The sequence below is a fragment of the Streptomyces sp. NPDC002566 genome, from assembly GCF_042889585.1.
GTDB lineage: Bacteria > Actinomycetota > Actinomycetes > Streptomycetales > Streptomycetaceae > Streptomyces.
In genome coordinates, this window is sequence record NZ_JBIARD010000001.1 from 1,183,628 (window position 1) to 1,203,080 (window position 19,453).

General features: G+C 72.2%; 19 protein-coding genes and 2 pseudogenes. 12 read left to right on the top strand and 9 right to left on the bottom strand.

What is annotated here, in order from left to right; all coding sequences use genetic code 11:
- Positions 1 to 30: 30 nt before the first annotated feature.
- Entirely contained in the window at positions 31 to 936 is a 906-nt protein-coding gene (locus tag ACFYXA_RS05095) for a LysR family transcriptional regulator (protein ID WP_351098433.1), read from the top strand.
- A 150-nt stretch (positions 937 to 1,086) separates the two neighbouring features.
- Positions 1,087 to 3,588 (top strand): SpoIIE family protein phosphatase, encoded by a 2,502-nt coding sequence (locus ACFYXA_RS05100; RefSeq protein ID WP_389028241.1) that lies wholly within the window; start codon positions 1,087 to 1,089, stop codon positions 3,586 to 3,588.
- Positions 3,589 to 3,616: 28 nt separating this feature from the next.
- Here ACFYXA_RS05100 and ACFYXA_RS05105 read toward each other — a convergent pair whose 3' ends face one another.
- Positions 3,617 to 4,186 (bottom strand): TetR/AcrR family transcriptional regulator, encoded by a 570-nt coding sequence (locus ACFYXA_RS05105; RefSeq protein WP_389028243.1) that lies wholly within the window; start codon positions 4,184 to 4,186, stop codon positions 3,617 to 3,619.
- Between the two features lie 102 nt (positions 4,187 to 4,288).
- Here ACFYXA_RS05105 and ACFYXA_RS05110 point away from each other — a divergent pair, with 102 nt between their 5' ends.
- Complete coding sequence (locus ACFYXA_RS05110) at positions 4,289 to 5,155, top strand: hypothetical protein (RefSeq protein WP_389028245.1); 867 nt, start codon at positions 4,289 to 4,291, stop codon at positions 5,153 to 5,155.
- Positions 5,156 to 5,272: 117 nt separating this feature from the next.
- Here the strand turns inward: ACFYXA_RS05110 and ACFYXA_RS05115 are convergent, their stop codons facing one another.
- Positions 5,273 to 5,647 carry a hypothetical protein gene (locus ACFYXA_RS05115; protein ID WP_352247571.1) on the bottom strand — a complete coding sequence of 125 codons (375 nt, stop codon included), beginning with the start codon at positions 5,645 to 5,647 and terminating at the stop codon, positions 5,273 to 5,275.
- A gap of 346 nt (positions 5,648 to 5,993) precedes the next feature.
- Between ACFYXA_RS05115 and ACFYXA_RS05120 the strand changes: the two genes are divergently transcribed.
- The 3 genes and pseudogenes from ACFYXA_RS05120 (at position 5,994) to ACFYXA_RS05130 (ending at position 7,879) form a co-directional block, all read left to right on the top strand.
- The gene (locus ACFYXA_RS05120; RefSeq protein WP_389028247.1) at positions 5,994 to 6,605 is read left to right on the top strand and encodes a hypothetical protein; all 612 of its coding nucleotides are present in this window, start codon (positions 5,994 to 5,996) and stop codon (positions 6,603 to 6,605) included.
- 3 nt (positions 6,606 to 6,608) lie between these two features.
- Positions 6,609 to 6,815, top strand: a pseudogene (locus tag ACFYXA_RS05125) (alpha/beta hydrolase); the annotation flags it as partial.
- A gap of 230 nt (positions 6,816 to 7,045) precedes the next feature.
- Positions 7,046 to 7,879, top strand: coding sequence for a PIG-L family deacetylase (locus ACFYXA_RS05130; RefSeq protein WP_352247568.1), 834 nt, complete (start codon positions 7,046 to 7,048; stop codon positions 7,877 to 7,879).
- A gap of 108 nt (positions 7,880 to 7,987) precedes the next feature.
- Here the strand turns inward: ACFYXA_RS05130 and ACFYXA_RS05135 are convergent, their stop codons facing one another.
- Positions 7,988 to 8,353: a VOC family protein gene (locus ACFYXA_RS05135; RefSeq protein ID WP_389028249.1), complete on the bottom strand. Its 366-nt coding sequence runs from the start codon at positions 8,351 to 8,353 to the stop codon at positions 7,988 to 7,990.
- Positions 8,354 to 8,446: 93 nt separating this feature from the next.
- Here ACFYXA_RS05135 and ACFYXA_RS05140 point away from each other — a divergent pair, with 93 nt between their 5' ends.
- Positions 8,447 to 9,412 (top strand): helix-turn-helix transcriptional regulator, encoded by a 966-nt coding sequence (locus tag ACFYXA_RS05140; protein WP_389028251.1) that lies wholly within the window; start codon positions 8,447 to 8,449, stop codon positions 9,410 to 9,412.
- Between the two features lie 40 nt (positions 9,413 to 9,452).
- On the opposite strand, the gene ACFYXA_RS05145 is transcribed toward ACFYXA_RS05140, so the two are convergent.
- Positions 9,453 to 11,069: a CocE/NonD family hydrolase gene (locus ACFYXA_RS05145; RefSeq protein WP_389028253.1), complete on the bottom strand. Its 1,617-nt coding sequence runs from the start codon at positions 11,067 to 11,069 to the stop codon at positions 9,453 to 9,455.
- 172 nt (positions 11,070 to 11,241) lie between these two features.
- On the opposite strand from ACFYXA_RS05145, the gene ACFYXA_RS05150 reads away from it, so the two are divergent.
- The gene (locus ACFYXA_RS05150; protein ID WP_389029073.1) at positions 11,242 to 11,958 is read left to right on the top strand and encodes a TetR/AcrR family transcriptional regulator C-terminal domain-containing protein; all 717 of its coding nucleotides are present in this window, start codon (positions 11,242 to 11,244) and stop codon (positions 11,956 to 11,958) included.
- Between the two features lie 41 nt (positions 11,959 to 11,999).
- Here ACFYXA_RS05150 and ACFYXA_RS05155 read toward each other — a convergent pair whose 3' ends face one another.
- Positions 12,000 to 12,329, bottom strand: a complete 330-nt coding sequence (locus ACFYXA_RS05155) for a hypothetical protein (protein WP_389028255.1) — start codon at positions 12,327 to 12,329, stop codon at positions 12,000 to 12,002.
- 202 nt (positions 12,330 to 12,531) lie between these two features.
- On the opposite strand from ACFYXA_RS05155, the gene ACFYXA_RS05160 reads away from it, so the two are divergent.
- Positions 12,532 to 13,443 (top strand): helix-turn-helix transcriptional regulator, encoded by a 912-nt coding sequence (locus tag ACFYXA_RS05160; protein ID WP_389028257.1) that lies wholly within the window; start codon positions 12,532 to 12,534, stop codon positions 13,441 to 13,443.
- On the top strand, positions 13,440 to 14,240 hold the full coding sequence (locus ACFYXA_RS05165; RefSeq protein WP_389028259.1) for an SDR family NAD(P)-dependent oxidoreductase: 801 nt from the start codon (positions 13,440 to 13,442) through the stop codon (positions 14,238 to 14,240). Before ACFYXA_RS05160 ends, ACFYXA_RS05165 begins: the two co-directional genes overlap by 4 nt.
- 19 nt (positions 14,241 to 14,259) lie before the next feature.
- On the opposite strand, the gene ACFYXA_RS05170 is transcribed toward ACFYXA_RS05165, so the two are convergent.
- The 4 genes and pseudogenes from ACFYXA_RS05170 to ACFYXA_RS05185 form a co-directional block, all read right to left on the bottom strand.
- The gene (locus ACFYXA_RS05170; protein WP_389028261.1) at positions 14,260 to 15,162 is read right to left on the bottom strand and encodes a universal stress protein; all 903 of its coding nucleotides are present in this window, start codon (positions 15,160 to 15,162) and stop codon (positions 14,260 to 14,262) included.
- Between the two features lie 187 nt (positions 15,163 to 15,349).
- On the bottom strand, positions 15,350 to 16,075 hold the full coding sequence (locus ACFYXA_RS05175) for a CBS domain-containing protein (protein ID WP_389028263.1): 726 nt from the start codon (positions 16,073 to 16,075) through the stop codon (positions 15,350 to 15,352).
- A gap of 76 nt (positions 16,076 to 16,151) precedes the next feature.
- Positions 16,152 to 16,542: pseudogene (locus ACFYXA_RS05180) on the bottom strand (hypothetical protein).
- A gap of 139 nt (positions 16,543 to 16,681) precedes the next feature.
- Entirely contained in the window at positions 16,682 to 17,146 is a 465-nt protein-coding gene (locus ACFYXA_RS05185) for a cyclic nucleotide-binding domain-containing protein (RefSeq protein WP_352247557.1), read from the bottom strand.
- Positions 17,147 to 17,734: 588 nt separating this feature from the next.
- On the opposite strand from ACFYXA_RS05185, the gene ACFYXA_RS05190 reads away from it, so the two are divergent.
- Entirely contained in the window at positions 17,735 to 18,439 is a 705-nt protein-coding gene (locus ACFYXA_RS05190; RefSeq protein ID WP_389028265.1) for a helix-turn-helix domain-containing protein, read from the top strand.
- A 177-nt stretch (positions 18,440 to 18,616) separates the two neighbouring features.
- Positions 18,617 to 19,078 (top strand): hypothetical protein, encoded by a 462-nt coding sequence (locus tag ACFYXA_RS05195; RefSeq protein ID WP_351098447.1) that lies wholly within the window; start codon positions 18,617 to 18,619, stop codon positions 19,076 to 19,078.
- The last annotated feature ends 375 nt before the right edge of the window (positions 19,079 to 19,453 follow it).

Here is a 19,453-nt window from a genome sequence, read left to right on the forward strand (position 1 = left end):
TAAGCTGTGGTGAACGCTGGAGGTGGTGGCATGCTCGACGTCCGGCGCATCCTGCTGTTCACGGAGGTCGCCCGGCGGGGCTCGGTCACCGCGACGGCCCGCGCCCTCAGCTACACCCCGTCAGCGGTGTCGCAGCAGATCAGCCGCCTGGAGGCGGAGGCGGGCCAGCCCCTCCTCGAACGTCACGCCCGGGGCGTGACCCTCACCGACGCGGGGCGCGCGCTGGCCGAACGGGGGCAGCGGATCGAACGTGAACTGCGGGCCGCGGAGAACGAACTCGCCGACTTCGCCGGCCTGCGCGCGGGCACCCTGCGCATCGGCACGTTCCCCACCGTCGGCGCCTCGCTCCTCCCGCAGGCTGTGATCGCCTTCCGGGACGCCCATCCCGACGTACGGCTGACCGTCCGCAGCGCCCGCATCGCCGGGCTCTGGACGATGCTGGAGAACCGTGAGATCGAGATGTCGCTGATGTGGGACTACGACTGGAGTCGCATCGACCGCGAGGACATCGCCATCACCCCGCTCCTCGACGACCCGCCGGCCCTGCTCGTCGCCGACCGCCATCCCCTCGCCGGCCGAGACTCCGCCTCGCTCGCCGACTTCGCCCACGATCCCTGGATCACCCGCGCCGACCGCCATCCGGTGGCCGAAGCACTCGTCCGCGGCTGCCGCGCCGCCGGCTTCGAGCCTCACATCGCCTACGAGGCCCACGACTACCAGGAAGCCCAGGCCATGGTCGCCGCCGGCATCGGCGTCGCCCTCGCTCCGACCCTCGCCCTGGACGGCACGCGCCCCGGCGTCACCGCCCTGCCCCTCCAGCCCCCGGCCCCGGTCCGCCGCATCCTCCTGGTCCGCATGTCCGACCACTCCCTCACCCCGGCCGCCCGGACCTTCACCACCCTCCTCCACGAGGCGGCCGCGACCCGGAAGGCATGAGGAAGCCGCGACGGCTTGATCACAACACACTCAAAATGGGCGGTACTAGTCTGTTTGTGTTCATACCGAGGTCAAATCGCGTGATCCGTGCACAGCAGCTCGGCAGGGCAGCGGCAGGGCAGCCCGGATCCGCGACCGGCAGGAGGCGAGATGCCCGCCAACGAGGAGCTGTCCAGGTCGCGGACGCTGAGCCTGGCCCTGCGGCAGGCGACGGCGTGCGTGGACGGGCTGGGCGCGCTGGCGCACCGTCGCGTTGCCGACGGGCTGCGGCTGGTGGCCGTCAGCGGGCTCGATGCTCCGAGCGTCGAGGCGTGGGCGGAGCTGCGGCTGGACGATCGGGCCGCACCCGCGCGTGCGGTGCGCGGCGACGCGTACGTCTGGACCGCCGGGGACAGCGCGATAGCCGGGGCCTACGGCACGGCCGCGGTGCCGCTGTCCGGACCCGACGGGCCGGTCGGGGCGCTTTCCGTCCTCACGGCGGGGCCCGCGGGACCGGACCCGACGCAGCGCTCCCTCCTGCGGACCCTCGCGACCTGGGTCGCCGCCCGCCTGGAGCCGTTCCCCGTCCTGGGCATGCCCGATGGCATGCCCGAGGGTCTGCTGACGGTCGACGACGACTGGCGGATCGTCTTCGCCGACGAAGAAGCCGAACGACTGCTCGGCGACGGATGCGCGCCGCTGGCCGGCACCGTCCTGTGGAAGGGGCCGGCGGGCCGTCTGCCCGGACTGGAGGGACCGTGCCGGCGGGCGGTCGCCGAGGGGCAGCCGGTCGGTTTCCTCGCCCACTCGCCGGCCGATCAGCGTCTCCACCAGGTGCGGCTGGTCCCCGCGTCCGGGGGCGGCGGCCTGGCGATCCACCTGTCCGACGTCACGACCCCCACGGTGGACGCCTTCGGGAGTCCGGCCGCCGAGGCCGCCGGGAGAGGCCCGGCCGAGCGTCCCGTCCGGATGAGCGAGGTCACCGCCGCGCTGGCCAAGGCCGTCACCGCCGCGGACGTGGTGCGGGTCGTGGAGGAGCGCGTCCTGCCCGCCCTGGGCGCCGACGGGCTCCTCGTGCAGGCCCTCGACGAGGACCGGCTGCGCCTGATCGGCTGCGTCGGCTACCCCCAGAGCTTCATCGACGTGGTCGGCACACGGCTCTCCCCTCTGTCCGCCAGCCCCGCGGTCGCCGCCGTGCTCCGCACCGGCACACCTCGCTTCGTCGAATCCCAGGCCGAGTACCTCCGGCTCTACCCGGAGGCCAAGTTCCTCACGGACGCGTCGCCGAAGCACGCATGGGTCTTCGCGCCCCTGATCGCCTCGGGGCGTCCCATCGGATGCTGCGTCATCTCGTTCACGCAGCAGCGTTCCTTCGGCGACGAGGAGCGGAACCTGATCCTGGCCCTGAGCGGACTGCTCGCCCAGGCCCTGGAGCGGGCCCGCCTGTACGACGTGGAACACGCCCGCGCGCAGGAACTCCAACGCGGCCTGCTGCCCAGGGCGTTGCCCCGCCTGCCCGCCGTCCGCGCCGCGGCCCGGTATCTGCCCGCCGGCAAGGGCGAGAAGGTGGGCGGCGACTGGTACGACGTGATCCCGCTGTCCGCCGAGCGCGTCGCCATGGTGATCGGCGACGTCATGGGACACGGCATCACCGAGGCCGCCATCATGGGCCGTCTCCGCACCGCGGTACGCACTCTCGCCGACCTGGAGATGCCCCCCGACGAACTCCTCTACCACCTCAACGAGTTGACGAGCGACCTCGGCGAGGACTGCTACATCACCTGCCTGTACGCCGTCTTCGACCCGGTCGCCCGTACCTGCTCGTTCTCCCTGGCCGGCCACCCCCCGCCGGTCGTCGTCGCCCCCGACGGCGCGGTGCGCTGCCCCGAACTCGCGGCCGACCCGCCACTGGGCGCGGCCGTGCCCCCGTTCAAGCTCCACGAACTGCACCTGCCCGAGGAGAGCCTGCTGGTCTTCTACACCGACGGACTGGTCGAATCGCCCACGCGCGACATCGACCAGGGCTTGGCCCAACTCCAGCGGACCCTTGCGCACGCGGTGACGCGAACGACGTACTTCGGGGACGACCTCGCCGGACCGGCCGGGCACCGCGACGACCCGGCGGAGCGGCGTCTGGAACGCCTGTGCGACCTCGTCATCTCGGGCCTGCTGCCCGACACGGAGCAGACCAGCGACGACACGGCGCTGCTCATCGCCCACACCCGCTCGACCGCCCCCGAGGACATCGCGTCCTGGAACCTTCCGGAACATCCCTCCGCCGCCGGACAGGCCCGCGAGTACGCCCGCAAACAGCTCGCCCTCTGGGGGCTGGACGACTGCCTGATGACCACCGAGCTGATCGTCAGCGAACTGGTCGGCAACGTCATCAGACACGGCAAGGGACCCATCCGCCTGCGTCTGCTGCGCAGCAGTTCCCTGGTCTGCGAGGTGTACGACGGCAGCCTCACCACGCCCCGCATCCGGCGCGCGGCGTTCACCGACGAAGGCGGACGCGGCCTGCAGCTGGTGGCCGCCCTCTCCCGGCGCTGGGGCGCCCGCTACCTCCACGACGGCAAGTGCATCTGGACGGAACAGGAACTGCCGGAGCCCGGACCGCCCGCCCCGGCCTCGCCGGAACCGGCAGAAGCCGGCATGCCGCTCCCTGCGGCCTGATGATCGAGAACAGCCCCGGCCGGCCGGTTCAACGCGGCGGGGGGTTCCCGGTACTCCCGAACATCTCGTACGTCAGCTCCCGGAAGGCCTCCTCCGGGTCCCGCCCGTCCAGGGGGCCGTCCAGGTTGCGGGAGAGCAGCAGTGTCGCGAAACCGTGGGCCATCGACCAGGCGGCCATGAAACCGATGGCCGGGTCGTCGGCGTAGCCCTCCACCGCCGCACGGAGCCGGCTGCGCGTCCGCTCGCGCGCCGCGAGGAGCTCGGGGTCGTCCGCGCGCAGGAGTTCCGGACGGAACATGACCTGGAAGTGCGCCGGATGGGCGGTGGCGAAGTGCACGTACCGCACGCCCAGACCGCGCAGGTCCTCCGCCTCGCCGAGCTCGGCGGACAGGAGGCCGTAGCCCTCGGCCGCGATGGCGGTGAGCAGGCCGGCGCGGTCCTTGAAGTGGTGTGCGGGCGCGGCGTGGGAAACGCCCGCGCGGCGTGCCAGGTCGCGCAGGGACAGGGCCCCCGGCCCTTCGGCGGAGATGACGTCGAGGGCCGCGGTGAGCACGGCCCGTCGCAGGTCGCCGTGATGGTAGGCGCGTTCAGCGGTCATGCCCAGCAGGTTACGCGCAATCTAGACGTTGACAAGTTCGGTCGCCGAAGGGAATCTAGTCGGTGACAAGATGTGCGGAGCCGCGGGAAGAGGGATCGCCACATGAGCAACGACGACGGACGCGTACGGCAGATGTGGCACCTCCTGGAGCCTCTGCACGCGGTCCTCTATTACGCCCCCGAGGTCATCGAAGAAGTGGCGGCGCTCGGTTACGACACCACTGAGCGCTGGCCGAGCTACTTCGCCCTGCGGGCGGCGCCGCTAGGGGCGCCCGGAGCCGGTCAAGTGACCTCGGCCTTCTACAGTTTCAGCCCGCGCATGGTCGCCGAGCACATCCCCGCGGCCTGGGACGTCGCCGCACCGGACAAGGTGCTCGCGGCCCGGACGCGCGGCGTGGACCGGGCGTACCGTGCGCTCCTCGGTGACCGGACGGACACTCCTGATCTCGCCGAGGCGGCCGCGCTCGCCCGCCGGGCGGCCGAGGTGGCACACACCGAGGGCCGCCCGCTCGCCGCCGCGAACGCCGAGCTGCCCTGGTCCCGGGAGCCCCACCTCGTGCTGTGGCAGGCCGCGACGATCCTGCGGGAGCACCGAGGGGACGGCCATCTCGCCGCTCTGCTGACCGCGGGGCTCGACCCGGTGGAGGCGCTGGTGTCCTTCGCCGCGATCGGCGCGGCGCCGGTCGAGGTCTTCGCGAGCCGAGGCTGGAGCGCGCACGAGTGGGCGGCCGCCCGTGAACGGCTGGTGGTGCGGGGGCTGTTGGACGCCGACGGCGGCGCGACCGACGCGGGCCGCGCCCTGCGCGCCGAGGTCGAGCGCCGCACCGACGAACTGGCCGCCGCCCCCTGGCGCGCACTCGGCGCTGAGGACACCGCGCGGCTCGCCGACCTCCTCGGCCCGCTGTGGCTGGAGGTCCTCGGCTCGGGAATGCTGCCCCGCGAGACCACGCTCGGCATCGGAAAGATCTGACGTCTTTCGCTTGCGGGCAACTGACCGTGGCGTTCCGTCAGGTCACGGAACGAGTGACTCCCCACGCGGGCCGGGACCGGCATCCCACGGCACCGGTCCCGTGCCCGTGCGGGAAGGTCAGGCGCTGCCGTACTTCGGCAGCGTGCACTTCTTCTCGGCGCCCTTCACCAGGCAGACCCGGAGGGACACGGGGGTGTCTTCCTTGAGGTCCCCCGACTGCTTGTCGCAGTACGGGGAGGCGTGGCCGCGCGTGCTGGCGATGCGGTCCGCGCTGAAGCTGCCGGGCAGGGGGTTGATGTCGAGCTCGGCCTGGACCCCCCAGCCGTCCGCGTTGCTGTCGCAGGCCATGACGGTGTCACCGGTCAGGTCGCGGTACGGGTCGGCGGTCCAGAAGCCCTCGCTGCCCGCGCCGTAGCTGACGAAGATGTCGGAGGACGCGGACGCCTGTCCCTGCGCTCCGATCACCAGCACCGCGGCCCCCGCCGCGGTCATCAGCGCCTTCTTCACCCGAGGTGCAAGAAAAGCCACATTCTCCCCTATGTTCACAGCCGGGCGGAATCGACCCGCCCCCGGTTCCATTCACGCAGCCCGGAAGGCGGCTCGCCCCCCCGGCGCAGCGAAACAGTACGACATACGAGCCCATCCGGCCAACTGGCCGGTAACTTACGGATGGTGAGCCGTCGTCCGCCGCCCACGACCCGGCGGCCGAACAGCCGACAGCACCGGGCACCCCGCCCGCTGAAGTCCGGTCAAGTCTCCTCGCGGTTGAGCAAGTGCCCCTGCCGGGTTGAGTATTCGTACTCAAGTCGCGGCGACGGCCGGCTCGAAGACTTGGCGCATGAGACGAACCCCCGCCCCGACCACCACGGCCACCCGTTCCCCGCGCCGCGCAAGGCCCATGCTCGTGATGTCAGCTCTCGCCGCACTGACGCTCACTGCCTGCGGCACCGAGAAGGCTTCCGTCGGCGGACCGCAGAGCAGCCCCGCTGACACCGCCGGCGCCCGGCCCGGCACGTCCTTCACGGAGATGCTGAGTGAGGTCGCCCGGCAGTGCCCCCCGAGCGCTTCGCCGGAGGCGCCGCCGAGCGGTCCGGCGGAGACGTTGCCGTCCGGGGAGACACCGCCGAACGACGCCGTCGAACCGATCGCCCCCGCGGCTGGGCCGGAGGTGGAGTTGAACGCCCGCGACTGGTGCGCGGGCAACCTCCACGAGGAGCGCATCACCCAGGCGCTGCGGAATCTGTCGGATCCCACCCCCGGCAAGGTCAGGGCGATCCTGAACGACCTCGGCTACGTCGACGAGCGCATCCACGACCTCAAGCAGTCCGGTACCACCACGCGCTTCGCCCTCGACCTGCGCGACCAAGGCAGCCGGCTGTGCTTGGACGGCTCGGCGGCCGGCGAGGAGACGGTCGTCGACAAGTGCGTAGCGCCGTGGCCGGCGGGCTGACGAAGGTGCCTGCGGGAGCCGGTCCTGCTGGACGACCCGGCCGCGCGCACGATCCCGCGCACACACATCCACTGCCTCGAGGGCCGGCCGGCGGGCATCACCCGGCGTCCCGTACCGGCAGGCGAACGAGTACGCGAGCTGCCGACCGGCCACGACTGCATGATCACCATGCCCGCCGAGCTCACCGCGCTGCTGCTCGAGACGGCCTAGAGACCGCACACATGGGTGATCATCAGGAGTACCCGCGCCGGTGCTCGATTCCACCCCGGTGTCGGGAACAGTCGGCCAGGTCCGCACGGTTGTAGGGAGCGGGGGACCGGCGTCGTATGGGCGGGCCATACGGAGAACACACGGCCGTGTGCCCATGGAAGGATCCGCACCCTTGGACCGCGGAACGCCCGCCCTCGCACCGAGACGTATTCCTGCAGGAGGACTGCTTCATGACTGACCGGCCTTTGACGCTCATGGCAGTGCACGCCCACCCCGACGACGAGGCCACCGGAACGGGAGGGGTCCTGGCGCGGTATGCGGCGGAGGGCATCCGGACGGTTCTCGTGACGTGTACCGACGGCGCTTGCGGTGACGGACCGGGGGGTGTCAAGCCGGGCGATCCCGGACATGATCCGGAGGCCGTCGCATTGATGAGGCGTCAGGAACTCGAGGCGAGCTGTGAGGTCCTGAAGATCAGCGATCTGGAGACCCTGGACTACGCCGACTCCGGGATGATGGGCTGGCCGAGCAACGACGCCCCCGGATCCTTCTGGCGGACTCCCGTGGAGGAGGGCGCCGCCCGACTCGCGGAACTCATGCGGCACTACCAGCCCGATGTGGTCGTCACCTACGACGAGAACGGTTTCTACGGCCACCCCGACCACATCCAGGCCCACCGCATCACGATGGCGGCGCTGGAGATGACCGAGCTGACACCCAAGGTGTACTGGACGACGGCGCCCCGCTCGGGAATGCAGCGGTTCGGGGAGATCATGCGCGAGTTCCAGCCCGACATGCCGGAGCCGGATCCCGCCGACGCCGCCGCGATGGCCGAGATCGGCCTTCCCGACGACGAGATCACCACGTGGGTGGACACCACCGCGTTCAGCGGCCAGAAGTTCGACGCGCTGGCCGCGCACGCAAGTCAGAGCGAGAACATCTTCTTCCTCAAGATGGGCAAGGAGAGGTTCGGCGAGTTGATGGGCGTGGAGACCTTCGTACGCGTCCAGGACGCCACCGGCGCGGCCGTACCCGAGAACGACCTCTTCGCCGGCCTGCGCTGACCCCCACCCTGCGCGAACTGCGTTCGCAGGGGGCACTCGTCATCCTCTCGAAGTCAGACGACGGCAGGCGCGACCCCTACCGTGCGCGCCTGCCGCATTCACGGCCTTTCAGCCCCGCGGTGCGACGCGGATGCGGTTCCCGTCAGGATCGGCTGCGAGGAAGGTCAGCCCGAACCCCGCATCATGAGGCTCGCCCAGGATCGTGACCCCCTTGGACTTCCACTGCTCAAAGGTCGCGGTGATCTCGTCGGGTCCACCGTCCATGGCCAGGCACACCTCACCGGTGCGCGGGACGTCCGGTGACAGATTCTCGAACTGGCCGGACCACAGACCGAGGTCAGCGCCCGGCCCGAGGTCGAAGGTGATGTATCCCGAAGTCTCGAACGAGGGGCTCATGCCGAGGAGGTCGCCGTAGAAACGAGCTGCGGCGGGAGCGTCGTTCACGTAGACGATGGACACGACGGATGTGGTCATGGCTGTTCCTTCTCGCAGGTCGGAGGTGCGCGTCCGCCAGCCTGACCGGGATATGCGCCGCATCGTGTCGCAATTCGTTGAAAAAATCGGTGTGTGACCCCAGACCGCTTCTTCGCCCTGATGCTGCTCCTCAGATCGCGGGACGCCGTGACCACACAGGAGCTCGCCTCAGCGCTCGGGGTGTCCCTTCGAACCGTCACCCGGGATCTGAACTGGCTCCGCGACGCAGGTCTGCCGGTGACCGCACACCGGGGCCGCCTCGGAGGCGTGACCATGCTGCCCGGATCCGGACTCGACCTCATGCGACTCACACCGGGCGAGCGTGATCATCTGTCGCTCACCGGGCTGGACGAGAAGCAACGCGCGGAGCTCGACGCATCGGTCGAAAGCCGGCGCGCGCTCTCCAAGATCGCCGCTGCACAGCCGCGTCGAGTCCATGAGCTCCTGCCGCTCACCGACGTGGTGCACGTGGACAGCCGCCCCTGGCATGAGGCACTGGCTTCCGACACGACTCCGGCTTCGCTGATCGGCGCGGTGCGGCGAGGTCGCCGGCTGCGGATCGCGTACGACAGCCCGCGCGAGTCATGCCCACGCGACCTGGTCGTGGATCCCTACGGGCTGTTCGCCAAGGCCGGCATCTGGTACCTCGTCGCCGACTGTGCCCGAGTGCCACGGATGTACCGACTCGAACGGATCACGGCGTGGAAGGAAGTCGACCAGCCACGACGGATCCGCGAGAGCCAGACCCTGGCCACCGTAGCCGCAGCGCTCGTCGATCAGTGGGAACACGACCACGCGATAGAGGTCAGCGCCACCGTCGACCGGACCCAGATCGAGCGAGCCCACCGGATCTTCGGCCGACGACTCGTCCGGGACGACCGTGAGGAATCCGCCGCCGGCCACAAGGTGACCATCCGCTTCCTGCATCTGGAGGACGTGCGAGCACTGCTGCCGTTCGGGAGCGCCATCACTGTGCACGGCCCCGCCGAAGCCAGGGCACACCTCCGCGACCTCGCCACCCGGCTTGCCGACCACTATGCGCCGTCACCCACGTCCTGAACGGCACCATCCAGTACTCAACGCCGCCGGGTCCGGCTGGTCAGCCGTTCGCCGTGGGGCTGAGCCCGGGCATCGGAAGCATCAGCGCCGAGTCGCTGTGGAGCGTGATGTGCACCGGTACGAAGGTGGTGGCGTCCAGCGGCGACTCCCCGTTGCCGGGATTGCGGGCGTAGCGCGGATGGGCGCCTCCGCTGATCTGCCAGCGTATGCGGTGGCCGACGGCGAATCTGTGGGCGGTCGAGCTCATCGGCACGGTGATCGCCGACGGCTCCTCCCCGTCCGTCCGCAGCCGGCCCAGCCCGTCACAGACGTTGACGGAGCGGCCTTGCGGGTCCACGTCGCACAGGCGGGTGAAGACGTCGGCATGACCGGTGTCCGTCGCGATGCTCAACCGCGCGGAGACCGGGCCGAGAACGTCCACGGGCTCGGTCAGCGGGGGGCCGGTGAACGTCAGAACGTCGTCCCGAGCCTCCAGGCTGCTGTTGTCGCGCGGACCGGCCGTACGGGAGAGCAGTGGGCCGCCGAGGGACGGGGTGGGGTCGCCCGGGTCGTAGCGGAACGACGTCAGTGGTGCGGACTCCGTGGGGGCCTGCCGGGTGAGGCGCCCCCGCGCGGTGGGAAACCACGGGCTGACGGCCATGGCCGGCGGCCAGTCGTCGATGTCCCGCCAGCCGTCTTCGCCGCCTACGTGCACGCGCACCCGTGTGGGACGGAGGCCGGAGGGATCGGCGTACAGGTGCGCGCGCAGCCAGGCGAGACTCTCGGCGAACACCTCGGGCCATCCCTGTTGCAGCGCGGAGGTGTGGGTCCAGGGGCCGACCAGCAGGGCGGTCTCGCATCCGGCCTGACGCAGCCGGTCGTACTGCTCGAAGGTCTGGTCGACCAGCACGTCGTGCCATCCGGTGATCAGACTCGTGGGCACGCTGAGCCGCTCCGCCACCTGCGCCAGGGACGCGCCGCGCCAGTGGGCGTCCTCGGCGTCCGGGTGTGTCATCACGTCGTCCAGCCAAGGGACTTCGCCTCCGAGGGCCGACGCGTACGCCCCGCGCAGCGGCTGCGCGACGGTGACATCACCTATGCGTCGTTGCAGGCGCAGCATCGCCCTCAGGAACGGTGCCACGCCCTGGTGCTGGTAGGTCATGCCCACGGCGACGGCGAGTGCGGTCTCCAGGCTTGGCGCACCGTGCGCGTGGAACAGGGCGTGGGGATCGTGCAGGCCCACCTGCACCACCATTGCCTTCAGTTCCGGCGGCGGGTCCGCGGCGAGGGCCCATTGCACGTAGCCCAGATAACTGGGGCCGACGGTGCCCAGTGTGCCGTTGAACCAGGCCTGCTCGCGCAGCCAGTTCACCGTGGCCCGGCCGTCGGCGGCCTCGTTGCGCCACAGGTCGAACGCACCTGAGGAACCGCCGGTGCCGCGGCAGCTCTGCAGTACGACGTGAAAGCCCTGTTCGGCGAAGAGCAGGCCGTACATGGGGGACCACGGCAGGCCCCTTCCGTACGGCGAGCGCACCAGCAGGGTGGGGAAGTCGCCCTCGGCGCGCGGGAAGTAGTGGTCCGTGATCAGCGGGCTGCCGTCGGCGGCCGGCACCGGCAGCCCCGGCTCCCACCCGACATCGTGCTGTCCGGCCGGGAGGCCGCGCCAGATCGCCCTCATCATCCGTGAGGTCAGCGGCGGCTTACCGGAAGGCGGTGCCCAGGTCGGCCTCGACGCAGAACCGTGCGTGCGTGACGTCAACGTTCCCTCCTCGATTTACGTACGATGTACGAGAATAGAGGATGCTTGACTGAGGCCCGCAAGAGCCGTCGATCAAGGAAGGAGCATGGCCATGCCCCGTGACGGAGGGGCCGCCGCCCCGGGCGTCGACCCTCAACAGCTCTGGCTGACCTCCGACCAGCCGCGCAGAGGCCGCAAGCCCGCCTACAGCCGGGAGGCGATCACCGCGGCGGCCGTCGCCCTGGCGGACGCCGAGGGGCTCGAAGCGGTGACCATGCGGAAAGTCGCCGCACAGGTCGGAGCCGGCGTCATGTCGCTCTACAGCTACGCCCCCGACAAGGAGACGCTGCTGAACCTGATGGTCGATCACGTCAGCGGTGAACTGCCGGCCACGGACACTCCCACCGGCGACTGGCGCGCCGACCTGAAGGCCATCGCCCACCTGCAGCGCACGCACATGCTGCGACACCCCTGGCTGCCCGCCGCCCTGTCCACTCGACGCATCCCCGGACCCAACACGCTGGCCTTCCTGGAACACGCGCTCGCCGCCCTGCGGCCCACCGGACTGGACGGTGCGGCGAAGCTGGAGGTCTTCGCCCAACTCACCGCTTTCGTGGCCGGGCATGTCGCCCACGAGATCGCGCAGGCCGCGGCCGCGGAGTCCCCCGACCGGTCCGCGGCCGAAGCCCGCTACCTCGCCACTGTCGCCGCGGACGGCCACCACCCGGAACTCGCCGAAGCCCTCTCCGCCCCCGGGCGCCCCCTCACCCCGGAAGCCACCTTCACCCGGTTCCTCAACCGCCTGATCGACGGCCTCGACACCGACTGACCCCACACCGCCTTTCACCGCGCCCGCTCGCACAAGCAGGGCTACCGGTGGGCCGGGAAGTCCGCGCTGCGGGTGAGGTCCTCCCATGCGGTGAACTCGGCCCGCAGCTCGTCGAGTTTCTCCATTGCCATGTCGTAGGCGGGGCCGCCGAGCAGGAGCCGGCGGGGCGGGTCGCCGGCGGTGACCGCGGTGTAGACGGCGTCGGCGGCGCGAGCCGGGTCGCCGGGTTCGCCGCCGGTGTTCTCACGGAAAAAGGCCCGTGCGGCGCCCGCCGTGGCCGCGTAGTCGGCGATCTCCTGCTCGGGCAGGGTCTCGCTCGCGGAACGGCCGGCCCAGTCGGTGCGGAACGGGCCGGGTTCGGCCAGCAGCACCTTGACGCCGAGCGGCTCGACCTCCTGCCACAGGGGGGCCCGTGCTGCCCCCGTAGGCCGGGTGCCTCATCCACGACATCACCGCCGGCCCGGCTGCCGGCCGCCGGTTCCAGGGCCGCCTGGTCCCAGGACGCCGTTTCCTAGGACGCAGCGACCCACCCACCGCGACCGCGACGCAGCGCCGGGGCAGCAGGATGGAGTCATGGCCGGCAACGTGGACCTCTCCCAGTTCCTGCGCCGCTGCCGGGACCGCATCGACCCCGAGTCGGTCGGCCTCCCGGAGCGCGGCGCCTACCGCCGCGTGCCCGGGCTGCGCCGGGAGGAAGTCGCCCAGCTCGCCGGGGTGAGCACCGACTACTACACGCGCCTCGAACAGGGCCGGAACATCACCCCGTCCGACAGCGTTCTGGACGCCGTCGCAGACGCCCTGCGCCTGGACGACGCCGAGCGGGCGCACCTGCACGACCTGGTCAAGGCCCGGCCCGGCCGACCCGCCCGGCGCAGCCCGCCCAGCGTGCAGCGGGTCCGTCCCGGGCTGCTGCGGTTCCTGGACTCCTTCCACGACCACGCCGCCTTCATCCTCGGCAGACGCGGCGACGTCCTGGCCACCAACCACCTGTGCCGGGTCCTGATCGCCGACTTCGACGCCATGCCCTACCGGGAGCGCAACCTCACCCGCTGGATCGTCCTGTCGCCCGAGGCCCGCGAGCTGTACGCGGACTGGGAGCGGCTCGCGGCGGAGATGACCGCGATCCTGCGCCTGGACGCCGGCCGGCACCCGGACGACGCCCGCACCGCCGAACTGGTCGGCGAACTGACGATGAAGAGCGAGCACTTCAGCCGCTGGTGGGACGACCACAAGGTCCTCACCCGCACCCACGGCCAGAAACGCTTCAACCACCCCCTGGTCGGCGAACTCACCATCGACTACCAGGCCCTCACCCCGCCCGGCGAGGACGATCAGACCCTCTTCCTCTACATGCCCGCCCCCGACCGCACCTCCCAGGAAGCCTGGCGCCTGCTCGCCGACTGGAACACCCCCGCGCCTGACCGTCTCCAGCCCGACGACACCGACCGCACCCCCTCCGACTCCGACGACAGGAGCAGCCTGTGAGCACCCCCTCCACCCGCCCCCTGGCCCTGGTCACCGGGGCGTCCAACGGCATCGGCTACGAGATCGCCCGCCTGTGCGCCGCCAACGGCTACGACCTCGTCGCCACCGGCCGCAGCGAGCAGATCGACGAGGCCGCCGAGCAGTTCACCCGCGACGGCGCCCACGTCGTCCCCGTCCGCGCCGACCTCGCCGACGCCGAGGGAGTCGAGACGGTGTGGAAGGCCGTGGAGGAGACCGGCCGCCCCCTGGCCGCCGCGGTGCTCAACGCCGGACGCAGCATCGGCGGAGCCTTCCTCGACACCGACCTGGACGACGAACTCTCCCTGATCTCCCTGAACGTCACCTCTGTCGTCCACCTCGCCAAGCACGTCGCCCGGCACATGGCCGCCCACCACGCGGGCAGGATCCTCATCACCTCGTCACTGTCCGCCACTCTGCCCACGCCCTACGAGACGGTGTACGGACCCTCCCGCGCCTTCACCCGCATGTTCGCCCTCGGCCTGCGCGAGGAACTCAAGGAACACGGCGTCACCGTCACCACCCTCATGCCCGGAGCCACCGACAGCGACTTCCACGCCCGCGCCGGCATGAACAACACCGCCTTCGGCACCGGAGCGAAGAAAAACAGCCGCAAGGAAGTCGCCCGCCAGGGCTTCGTCGCCATGATGGAAGGCCGCGCCGAGATCGTCGGCGGCGACGCCGCCACCAAGCGCACCGCCGTCGAACACCGCTTCCTGCCCGAGACCTACAAGGCCGCCCGCCACGCCACCAAGGCCAAACCGCGCCCTGAGCAGTGAGAACGGTCCCGCGGGTGCTTCAGTCGTGGGCCACGACGGCGACGGGGCAGTTCGCCCGGGCGATCACCGTGTGGACGATGGGGCCGGTGCGGAAGCCGAACGCCGCGTCGCTGGTCCGGCGGCCGACGACGAGCAGGCTCGCACCGGAGGAGGCGTGCACCAGGCGGGTGGCCGCCTTCCCTTCCGTGACCGTCTCCGAGACCTCGACAGCGGGGAACTTCTCCCGCCAGGGCTGGAGCACGGCCATGAGGAATCCGCGCCACTCCTCGTCGAGCCGGGGGGCGTCCAGGAGGCCGATCTCACCCGAACCGAGCGTGAAGGGCGAGGATTCGGTCCATGCGGACACGGTGTGCAAGGTCGCCGCACGCACCCGCGCCGCCTCGAAGGCGAACCCGATCACCTCGTCGCACGGATCGCCGAGATCGAGACCGAGGACGACCTCCCGGCACGGCGTACGCGTCGACGTATTGCCCTCGTGGTCCGGCAGGGGCTCGTCCTCCGGTCCGGCACCCGCGCGGACGAGGACCACGGGGCGGCCCGCCCGCGCCACCACCGTCTGGGCGACCGAGCCGACGAGGAAGCCGGTCATGCCGCTCAGGCCGCGGGAACCGAGCACCAGCAGCTCGGCCCGGTCAGCGGCGTGCAGCAGGGCGGTGCTCGCGGGACCGTCCACCTGCGCGTCGGTGACGAGGGCTCCGGGGCAGGTGCGCGCGACGTGCCCCCGGGCCTCGTGCAGGAGGCGCTGCGCGGCACGTCGGCGTGCGGCTTCGCCCGCGTCGGAGTGGGTGCCGGGCGGGCTCCAGTTCAAGGCGTGCACGAGACGCAGCGGCAGCCCGCGACCCACCGCCTCGCGGGCTGCCCATGCGGCGGCGGCAAGGCTCTCGGCGGAACCGTCGACTCCGGCGACGACCGGTCGTGGCATGGGCGCGCACCTCCATTGCTTCGGATGTGGACCTCGCACGCTCGGTCCAGCCCGTCGGCCTCCTTCTCATCGTTGTACCGCGTCGCGCCGGGCGGGAGGGGTCGCCCGGCCCCGCAGGTGGCCCGGACGGCCCCGCGCGGTGCGCGTGATCCTCACGGGAGCGGCACCACGCCCTCGGGGCGGGACCTCACGCGAGGGGTCCATGAACGGGTCGGCCGACGGGGTGCGGCTCGGCCCGACGGCAGTCGTCGACGTCGAAGGTCAGGCCGTTGACCACTCCGACGGCCCCTTCGACCCGCCAGGCCGATCGGATGGCCGGCGGTATGTCGCTCCGGCGTTCCAGGCGTCCCTTCAGCGTGACCACACCGTCCCGGACGAACACGGTCACCGCCTCGCAGGACAGGCCGAGGGCGCCGGCCACGACCTCGTCCGTCACCTGCCGGCGGATCTCCTCGTCCGTGCGCAGGAAGACACGCAGGAGGTCGCGGCGAGTGGCGATGCCGATGAGGCGGTCCTCCTCGTCCACCACGGGAAGCCGCTCTATGTGGTGACGCTCCATCATTCGGGCTGCTTCCGGGACCAGTTGCTCCGGATGCACCGTGACCGCCGGTGAGGACATCAGCTCCGCCGCGACGAGCCCCGGTGCCCCGCCCTCCAGGACGCGAACTGGACGACGCAGGCCCGGCAGCCGGACCCGCGGGACCGCGCGGTCCGCACGGTCCGCGCGCTCCGCCTGCCCGCGGACGAGGTCGGTCGCCGAGATCACCCCGACCACCTTGTCGTCCGCGTCGACGACGGGCAGTCCGCCGATCCGGTGCCGGTTCAGCAGCCGCACGAGCTCCTTGAACGTCGTCTGCCGTCGGGCCTGGACGACCTCACGGGTCATCACTTCGCCGACACTGCGGGTCTTCACGCCGCTCTCCTTCTCTCTCCGGGCCGTGGCACGGGCCGGGGAGGGCAATCCCCCCTCCCGCGCTCGGCTCCGGGCCCTACTGCTGCCGTCCGTCCACCGGGCCGCCGCGCCAGGGCGGCGGTGTGGCCGACCTGCGTGCCGCCCAGCGGTGCACGACCCGCTCCACCTGGCCGCGCAGCCGGTCCTGAAGCCGGTCCGCGAGTTCGTGGGCGGTGGCCTCCTCGGCGTGAACGACCACGAGGTCGCGGCCCACCCGTATCTCGGCCCCTGCCGTCCACGGGGGCCCGGCGTGGTGCGCCGCGGCCTTCCTGATCCTCACCTCGCCGCTGACGAGGGGCAGGCGGCCGGCCGAGGACCGCGTCGACCTTGGTGCGGACGTGGGCGAGCGCCTGGTCGTCCACGTCGCCGGTGTGCCGGACGCGCACGGTGGTGGGGGTCTGGCGGATGTCGGTGTCCCGGACGGTCATGTGCTCCCTCCCTGTGATCGTCTCCGCGGCTCCAGGCTGACGCGCGCACACGTCCCGGCCTCAGGGCCGCCCGGCCCCGGAAGACGGGGACCGCCGGGCCCCGTCACCCGCTGCCGGCCGGCGGGGCGGGGGAGAGGTGTCACCGTAGGCTGCCGCTGCCGTGCGGTGCGTACAGGTCCAGCAGGCGGGTCCGCGCGGAGCGCAGCCGGTGGGCGAGCACGTCACCCACCCATATGGCGACCGTCCGCCCCAGCGCCGGGTCGTCCGCGCACATCGAACGGACCGCGGCGGCATCGAACTCGTACGCCCGCACCGGCGTCACGGCCTCGGCGCCCATGTGCCAGCAGTGCGGGGCGAACAGCCAGGAGCAGCCGACGAGTTCGTCATGCCCCAGGGACTCGATCACGGCGGCTCGCCGGCCCGGCACACGCATGTCGAGCTCGATGGTGCCCGTACGGATGATCCAGAAGCGGTCGGCGCGGCCGCCTTCCTCGAAGAGCCGGGCTCCCTGGGGGAACGACACCTCACGAGGGATCCGCATCAGCCGTTCTCGGTCCTCGGCGGGCAGGGTCCGCAGCATGGTGGTGGTGAGGGAACCGGTCATGACGTGCCTCCCATACGCACTCGGGTGCCGGCACCTCAAGCTTGTTCGCTCCGCGCGCCCCGGACCATGGGCCGGTCGGCCCTGCCAGGGGGCCGGTCGGCGACCGACGAGAGCCCTTCGGCGTCCCCGACCGTGGTGTTCGCCGGTCGCCGGAAGAGCAGCCAGGCTGGACGCGGCAGGTGCCCCACGAACGGATCGTCCGCGAGGGCCGCCGAAGCCGTCGCCGAGGCCCTGCCCAAGGACGGACCCACGGCCGAGGCCCGCCCGGCCCCGGTCCGGTCCGGTCCGTGACGAGCGTGACGCCGTACGACGCCGTGGTGGTCGGCGGCGGGCTGTGCACCGGGCGCCGGCACAAGGACGTGCGGTGACGGCGGACGCCCGGGTGGCACCGGGGCCGGTGGCGCGGGGCGGTGACGCGCCCCCCCCGGGCGGGGTCCGGCTGGTGACCCGCCGGCACGGATGCGGGGCAACATGGCGGAACGGTTTCGCCCGGCACGGCCGTCCGGGGAACATGGCCGCGGAACACCAAGCGCCGGGGCCGCGGCTGTTCGGGGGACGCGGCCGGGCCACGCCATCCGGGGGGATGTCATGGACGCAGCCGTACAAGCGGGCACGAAGAACCGGGGACGAGGGGTGCTGGAGGGGGCCTTCGCACTACTGGAGGCCCTGCGGCAGCACGGTGACGAAGCGGGGGTGACCGAGCTCGCGGTCGCGTGCGGCGTGCCCAAGAGCACCGCGCACCGGCTGCTGGAGCAACTGGTGGCCATGGAGGCCGTCGAGCGCCGCGGTCTGCGCTACCGGCTGGGCGCCCAGCTCTACCGGCTCGGCCAGGCGTGGCAGCCGCACCCGGGGCTGCGTGCGGCGGGCCGCCTGCCGCTGCACCGCCTGCGGGCGGCGACCGGGGGCAGCGTCGTCCTGGCCGTGCTGCGCGAGGACCGGCCCCTGACGGTGTGCTCGGTTCCGGGCCGCGTGGAGCCGCTCGTCCCGGTGCGGGACGGCGACGCGTTCGCGCTGGACACCGCGTTGGGCAGGGCGCTGCGCGGCCCGGTGCGCGCGGGCGCGGTGCTGGACCGGGAGGAGGTGGTGGCGGGGGTGTGCTGCGCCGCCCTGCCGGTGCGGTCCCCGGCGGGGGCCGTGGTGGGGGCGGTGGCCGCGATGGTGGAGGCGGGCCAGCGGCTGGACGTGGTGGCGGGCCGGGTCGCCGAGGCGGCCGCCGGCATCACCCGCGCGCTCACCGGCACCGGCGCCGGCATCGGCCCCGGGGGCGGGAACGGGGTGCGGGCGGTCCGGTGACGGGCCCGCACGGCGACGGCCGGGCGGCCCGGTGGAGGGCCGCCCGGGCGTGTCCCGCTCAGTGGAACGCGCGTAGATGCGGGGCCGGGCGGGCGGGCATGGTGGTTCGCGTGCCGGGGGACGGCACGGCCCCGCAGCACGACGCGGGGCGACACCATTCAAGGGGGAACCGACATCATGCGTGGAATCGCTCGAGTGGCCACGGCCGCCCTGCTCTCGCTCACCGGCGTCGCCGGGTTCGCCGGCGCTGCCCAGGCCGAGCCGATCGACTACGTCCGCATCGAGCTGCTGGAGCTGACCTGCCACCAGCAGAGCGAGGGCGATCACGACGAGGCCTACCTGAAGGTCACCGACGCCAACGGCAACGCCGTGAAGGTGTGGCCCGGCAGCCTCAAGTACCAGACGATGGGCCCGGGCTACGTGCGGTCGATGACGGACGGGAACGGCAACGCGGCCCTCGTCCTCGGCAAGCAGCAGGCCCGCACCATGACGCTGTGGGACTACGACGTCTCGAGCCCCGACGACAAGATGGGCTCCACGCTCGCCACCGGCAGCGAGGCGGGCGCCGAGGTCCAGTACCGCTCGCTCGAAGGATCCGGCGGCGTCTACACCATCGCGTACCGGGTCATCGACATCTGACCGGCCCGCTCGGGGCGGCGGCGCCGCGGGGGCCGGGTGCGGCGGTGCCGCGCTCGGCGACCCAGGCCCCGTCGCCGCCGGCGCCCGGGACGCCTTCCTCCAGCCGGCCGTGACGACGGCCGGCAGACCGTTCCTGAGGCAAGGTCAGCCGCAGTGAGATGCCGGTTCAGGCGGCCCCTTTCTGCGGCGTGTCACCGGGTGTCGCCAACCAGGGCATCCGATGGACGAGGATGTCGCGCAGCCGTGTCAGGGCTGCGATCTTCTCCTCCAGTTCGGCCACCCGTCGTGGGGGGGGGGGGGGGCCCGGCGCCCCCCCCCCCCCCCCGCGCCCCCCCCCCCCCCCCCAGCGGCCCCCCCCCCCCCCCGCCCGCCCCC